Origin of the sequence: Kingella denitrificans ATCC 33394 (genome assembly GCF_000190695.1) — a bacterium.
Lineage (GTDB): Bacteria > Pseudomonadota > Gammaproteobacteria > Burkholderiales > Neisseriaceae > Kingella_A > Kingella_A denitrificans.
In genome coordinates this window covers 1,418,868-1,425,311 of record NZ_GL870929.1, presented here as the reverse complement: position 1 = coordinate 1,425,311, position 6,444 = coordinate 1,418,868, and the positions used below count along the sequence as shown (strand labels likewise).

The following is a 6,444-nucleotide window of genomic DNA, read 5'->3' as shown; positions in this document are numbered from 1 at the left end:
TCTCTTATGGAGTATCCCAACCACACGTTTTTATTTGAAATTTGCGACCCGAGCGATGTGCACATTATCCGCGAGGAGTTCGGCGCAACATTGATTGGCATTGTGGAAGTGGCAACGGGGCGTCAATGGCGTGAAGACGAGTTGGATAAATTGGCGGCGCAGTATGGTTTGAAGCGGCCGCAGGTCATTAAAAATATTACTTTCGGTGCGTTGCAGGCGCTTTTGAAAACGGTGGAACACGAGGGCTTTATGGTATTTGATGCAGAAAGCAAAGAAATGCTGTTCAAGTTGAAATCGCCTTATTATCTGATTTCCAAATTCCTTGGCCGCAGCAAGTCAGATAATTTGGGGCGGAAATTGGATAAACGGCAAGTGGATGAGGAGTTTTATCCGCTGATTGACCATGTTGCTGAAAATAAAGCCTATTTCAATGGATTGGGCGAATTGGAAAAAATTGCGTTCATTCAGGAATTCCTGCAAAAGGTGCAGGCTGCTTGAGCGCTGGTTGAATATATAGAAAGAAAATGAAATGGCAAAAATATTTTTTACTTCGGATTTGCATTTTTCGCATAAAAACATTGCAAAATTTTGTCCCGCCTTCCGTCCGGCCACGAATCATCTTGAAGAACTGGACGAGTTTATGATTGCGCGCTGGAACGAGACGGTATCGCTCGAAGATGTTGTGTATAACTTGGGCGATGTGTCGTTTGCCAGAGAGTTCCGGCAGGTAGAGAGCGTTCTGTACCGACTGAATGGCACGCACCATCTGATTTATGGCAACCATGACCAGGAAATCCGGCAGCATATCGAGCGTTTGAAAAACACGCCCAAACATGACGGATTGCCAATGTTGTCGAGTGCGCAGGATTATTTGAAAATGAAGCTGCCGGAAATCAACAATACACTGATTTTGTTCCATTATCCCATCCATGAATGGGATGGCTGCCACAAAGGTTGGTATCATTTGCACGGGCATATTCACGACCATGTGGCGGAAATTCCGGGACGGATTTTGAATGTCGGCTGGGATTTGCACGGGCGTTTTTTGACGGCGCAGGATATTCATCAGTTGCTGGAAAACCTGCCGGTGAAATCGCATTTCGGTGAAAAATCGGAGCAGTTCCCGTTGCCTGATGTGCACGCTAATCAGACATTTTTGCAGCAGAAAATGGAAATCATCAACGGATAATGCGGCAAAGAAAAAGCAGCCTGCACTTTTAATTTTCAAAGTGCAGGCTGCTTTTTGGTGTCTGGCAGAGAGGAAGGGATTCGAACCCTCGATACGCTATTCACGTATACACGCTTTCCAGGCGTGCGACTTAAACCACTCATCCACCTCTCTATGGAAAGCGGATTATAGCGGATGATGAAACTGGCGACAAGATGAACGAACCGTTTTGTAAAAACTTCTGAAAAAACAATAAAAACAACAGCGTTAAAGTAAACTATTGTGAAAATTTAAATTTTAAAAATAACGAATAAATTAAATTTTATTTAATAAACAAATATTTAAAAATATAAAACGTGTGAAATTACAAAACAGTGTAATCGAATTCAAATAATTGATTGAGAACTTTAAAGGAATTCATATATAATCGCCAGTTAAATAAATTTTTTTCAAATTTTCAATTCTTTAAGAGTTTGTTATCTATTGGAATTGAAATAAATTTAAATTTTAAATTAGGGGCTGTCCTAGATAACTAGGATAAATTACTTCTTACCAAATTGTTTTAAAATGGAAATTTGAACTTTGATTTCACTGTTGTTAAAACGCCATTCGTACTCCTTCAAATACAGCTCAAAATGCTCTTTCGGAATGCCGTTGAACTTACGCAAATGCCGTTTTGCCTGACTCCAAAAGTTCTCGATTCCGTTAATGTGGTTTTGCTTTTCAGCAAAATGTGTGTGGTGGTTGATGCGGAAATGGTTAAATTCGCTCACGTCCAATACGTCATAGCTCTTATAGCAATCGGTATAAACGATGCTGTCGGGAGTAACCTGCTCTCGAATAATCGGTAACAGGGTCGCTGTCTGCGTATTGGGTACGGCAACGGTGTAAACCTTACCGTTGCGCTTCAACAGACCGAATACTGCGGTTTTCCCTGCCGCGCCACGACCGCGTTTGCCTTTGCGGTGTCCGCCAAAATAGCTTTCGGCTGCTTCCACTTCGCCGTCAAACATTTCCAAATGGCTGCTGTTTTGGTAAATGAGCAGGCGTAGGCGGTGGAAGTAATAGGCAGCCGTGCTTTTGTTGATATTCGCCAATTCGGCAGCCGTACGATCGGTTACGCCTGCTACGAATAGCTCAATCAGTTTGTTTTGTTTGTACTGACTTAGACGACTTTTTCTCATAGGGGAAATTCTAACTTAATGTGAATTTCCTGAGTTATCTAGGACAGCCCCTTAAATTTTGTTTTACCCCTTTGTTTTTTACACTTTTAGGAAGAAAGCTATGAATAAGGTTTATAAAGTTGTTTGGAGCGATGCCGCCAATACATGGGTGGCCGTATCCGAAATCAGTACCGCCCATGGTAAATCCAAATCAAGCAAAACCATTGCTGTAGCGGTGGCTGCTGTGGGTATGATGCTCTCGTCTACTGCTGTGCAGGCCGCCGGATTAACGTGGGGGACTGGTGCTGTCGCAGCAGATGATGAGGCAATTGCCATGGGTAATAACAGTGATGCAAAGACTAATTACACAATAGTTTTGGGTAGTGGTGCCAAAAACAAATCAAATGGCGAGTCTGCTGTTGTTATTGGGCATGGTGCTGAAGCTACTAGCGATGCTAATCCAAATACAGCGAAAAACACAATGGGGCAGCAGGTGGTAGTCGGTGAGGCTAGTGTGGCAAACAGCCAGTCTGTTGCGCTTGGTGCACAAGTATATGCGACAGGTCAGTCGTCTATTGCAATTGGTGGTGATGATCTAGGTAATAATGACAGTAAAACGTCTGCCGGGAAATATAGTGGTGCCCAAGATTGGCGCAATTATGCCGGCCAGCCGATTACTGTAGAAGGTGTTTCAACTAAAGATGCTTCGGATCCGGCCATCGGCTTTACCAGCACAACGGCCAGTGGTCGTGGCTCTGTTGCCATTGGACATATGAGCCAATCAACAGGTAAAGCATCTTTGGCATTTGGCGCAGATTCTCATGCAGAGGCAGACGGTGCGATTGCTGCTGGCATGGCGTCGCAAGCGAAGGGTTCTGCTGCGGTTGCCATCGGGGTAGGCGCAGAGGCTCCAGAAGCTCATGCAACCGCAATCGGCTTAAAAGCTAAAGCTAATGGCGGCAACGCTTTTGCCGCAGGCAGTAATGCTAAGGCCGATGGAGAGAACTCAATTGCGTTGGGGTACGGCGCATCCACGGAAACCAACTCGGCAACTTATCCTCGGATAGCATCTCAGCCTGATAAAACGATGAATAACATCGCGATTGGTAAGACAGCAAGATCAGGTGGTTTGCAGACAATTGCGTTTGGTGCTGAGTCTGTAGCTTCTAAATCGCAGTCCATTGCTTTTGGTTTTGATGCTCAGGCAACAGGCGATCAGTCTGTGGCACTGGGTGCGAATACCCGTTCAACAGGAGATTCTTCGGTTGCAATTGGTGGTGATGATTTGGATTCGGTTGCTTCCACAGTGTTGCGTACCACTTCTTCGACTGCGGATAATAACGCATATAACGATACGCAGCTGGCACAAAAATATCGGGAGTTAACGGGCCATAACTTGGTTGATTTTACGCCTGGTAATCGCTATATCGGCACATCTACTGGTCAAGCAGGGGTTGCTGTGGGTGTTTCCGCTAAAGCGGCAGATTTGGCAACAGCAGTAGGTACGAAATCTCATGCCACGGGTGATTATTCGGCTGCACTCGGTGTAGGGGCAAATGCTACATTGGCCAATGCTGTTGCTTTGGGTGCGGGTAGTACAACTGCAACAAACGCTACTGATGTACCGTCTGCCACAATTGGTGCAATCACCTACGGTGGAGGGACTAGCCCGTTTGCGGGTAGCGGCAAGGTGGTTCCTGGTGACCAAGTTTCTGTTGGTGCGGCAGGTTTTGAACGCCAAATCAAACATGTTGCGCCAGGCGCAATTACTGCGGCTAGCACTGATGCCATTAACGGTAGCCAGTTGTTCTATGTGGCTAAAGGTTTACAGGAACAAATTACAGCTGCCGGTGGTAATGGTATTCACTTCTACCATGTAAACGGCGCAAATACTGACAATAACTATAATAATGACGGTGCAACTGGCAGCAAAGCCTTGGCAGCAGGGATTAACGCTAAAGCGGCCGGTGCTAGTTCTATTGCCGTTGGTAGCGCTGAAGTTGCAGCAAAATCTGTTGTTGGCCAATCAAACTCTGAGGGTGCAATTGCAATTGGCGATTCCGCTTATGCAGCGGGTCGTCAGGCAGTTACTCTTGGTGCTAGTCGTGCGGAAGAGGAGCAGGCGGTAGCCATCGGTTCTAATGCACGTTCTAGTGGTAAAGCCTCTACGGCTATTGGTGCAGCTGCAGTGGCTTCTCAGGTAAATAGTATATCTATTGGCTCCAGTGCCAATGCTGCTGGTGATAATAGCGTAGCAATTGGTGCAGATAGTTCCACTATTGCAGCTGCAGCTAATTCAGTTGCCTTGGGTTATGGCTCTCAGGCTACTCGGGCTGCTATTGATGCGACTAAAGTTCAGGCTAATGCGGCGCCTACTGTGGCTAACAATCAGGTTTATGCACTGGCGTCAGCTTCTAATACTGATCAAAATAATATTAGGGCTACGGTAAAGGGTGAGTTAGGTGCAGTATCAGTAGGTACACAGAATGGCACCCGTCAAATCATTAATGTGGCTGCAGGTACGGAAGATTCTGACGCAGTAAACGTTGCTCAACTTAAGGCTGTGGCAAATCAAATTACTGCCTCATCTTCGTCTTCAGCTACGCACTACTACAGTGTTAAAGGTAGTGGATCTACAGATGGTAACTACAATAATGATGGTGCCACTGGTGATAAAGCACTGGCAGCTGGCGTGAATGCCTCTGCTAAGACAGATAATTCGATTGCAATTGGTACTAATGCTTCTGTTGATGTAGGCACAGCTACTGCTGACTCAGGTACAGTTACTGGTGTTGGCTCAGTGGCTGTGGGTGCGGATAGTGCTGCCAAAGGCACTAATGCTGCTGCATTCGGACAAAAATCAGAAGCTTTTGGTCAAAATTCTTTAGCTGCTGGTCAAGATTCTCATGCGACTGGTAAATCTTCTGTTGCTTTGGGTGATGGTGCCAGAGGCAGTAAAGATTCAGCAACAGCAGTTGGTGTATATACTAAAGCAACAGGGGACGGTGCTACAGCAAATTGGTGGCAATGCTGAAGCCAATAAGTGGGGCGCAACGGCATTGGGTTTAAATGCTAAAGCAATAACCAATAGCAGTACAACAGCAATTGGTCGTGCGGCCAATGCAACTGGTGCTTCAGCAACAGCAGTTGGTGCAGCGGCAGCGGCAACAGGTAATAATTCGGTTGCTGTAGGTAATGACAGTAAGGCAGCTGGAGCCAGTGCTTTTGCTGCGGGGTATGGCGCTGAAGCTGGTGCTGCGAATAGTGTATCTGTTGGCCTTAATGCTGGTAAGGGGGCGAGCAATAATACCCGTACTGTCGCGATTGGCGATTCTGCAGCAATCGATAGCAATGGTAACAACAATGTTGCCGTAGGTACCCAAGCCATGAATGGCTATGAGGGCAATGCTAGTATTGGTATTGGCGAACAAGCTGGTTTGGAATCGAAGGGTCAGCATAATACAGTAATTGGTTGGACTGCTGCGCGTCATTTGGATGGTGATGACAATGTTGCTATCGGTACTCGTGCTAATGACGCTACTGCCGCATCTCCTAGAACAGTTGCTAATACTGTAGCTTTAGGCTCAGATACCAAAGCGACTGTAAATGGGTCGGTTGCTTTGGGTAATAAATCAGTTGCTTCTACCGCTGCTGGTGTGGTAGGAGCTGATCCACTGAATGCAGTTACAGCTAAAAATAATGCTGCTTGGACTGCTACCGAAGCAGCAGTATCTGTAGGTGATGCTACAAATAACATTACTCGTCAGATTACAGGGGTGGCCGCAGGTAAGGAAGATACTGATGTAGTAAACGTTGCTCAGTTGAAAGCTGTGGCGAGTCAGATTACTACGCAAGCCGTAGCCACCACTCCGTTGACTGTGACCAATGGCAAAGTAACTCCGCCAGCCACAGCTGACCAAGGCAAACTGGCCACAGCGGGTGACATTGCCAATGCCATCAACAACAGCGGCTTCCAAGCTACTGCCGGTGGTAGATTGGCCAGCGGTACTACTGCCACTGCCACTACCGTTAAACCAGGTCAAAAAGTAACCTTTGCTGCAGGTAATGGTTTGACTGTGAAACAGGAAGTGAACGCTACCAACGGTGACCAGA

The 6,444-nt window shown here is 46.4% G+C and carries 4 protein-coding genes, 1 tRNA gene and 1 pseudogene; 4 read left to right on the top strand and 2 right to left on the bottom strand.

The features are described from left to right. Both HMPREF9098_RS11960 and HMPREF9098_RS07190 read left to right on the top strand, forming a co-directional pair. Window positions 1-498 (top strand): annotated as a pseudogene (locus HMPREF9098_RS11960) (RNA ligase); the annotation flags it as partial. 31 nt (window positions 499-529) lie between these two features. Further along, window positions 530-1,189, top strand: a complete 660-nt coding sequence (locus HMPREF9098_RS07190) for a hypothetical protein (RefSeq protein ID WP_003783374.1) — start codon at window positions 530-532, stop codon at window positions 1,187-1,189. A gap of 62 nt (window positions 1,190-1,251) precedes the next feature. On the opposite strand, the gene HMPREF9098_RS07185 is transcribed toward HMPREF9098_RS07190, so the two are convergent. Together HMPREF9098_RS07185 and HMPREF9098_RS07180 are read right to left on the bottom strand one after the other, a co-directional pair. Then, window positions 1,252-1,342 (bottom strand) — tRNA-Ser (locus tag HMPREF9098_RS07185). A 368-nt stretch (window positions 1,343-1,710) separates the two neighbouring features. Then, complete coding sequence (locus HMPREF9098_RS07180; RefSeq protein WP_003783373.1) at window positions 1,711-2,352, bottom strand: IS1595-like element ISKde1 family transposase; 642 nt, start codon at window positions 2,350-2,352, stop codon at window positions 1,711-1,713. Between the two features lie 100 nt (window positions 2,353-2,452). Between HMPREF9098_RS07180 and HMPREF9098_RS07175 the strand changes: the two genes are divergently transcribed. Then, complete coding sequence (locus tag HMPREF9098_RS07175) at window positions 2,453-5,365, top strand: ESPR-type extended signal peptide-containing protein (RefSeq protein WP_003783372.1); 2,913 nt, start codon at window positions 2,453-2,455, stop codon at window positions 5,363-5,365. Further along, the coding region (locus HMPREF9098_RS07170; protein WP_003783370.1) for a hypothetical protein at window positions 5,337-6,444 on the top strand (1,108 nt) is incomplete at its 3' end. The genes HMPREF9098_RS07175 and HMPREF9098_RS07170, both read left to right, overlap by 29 nt.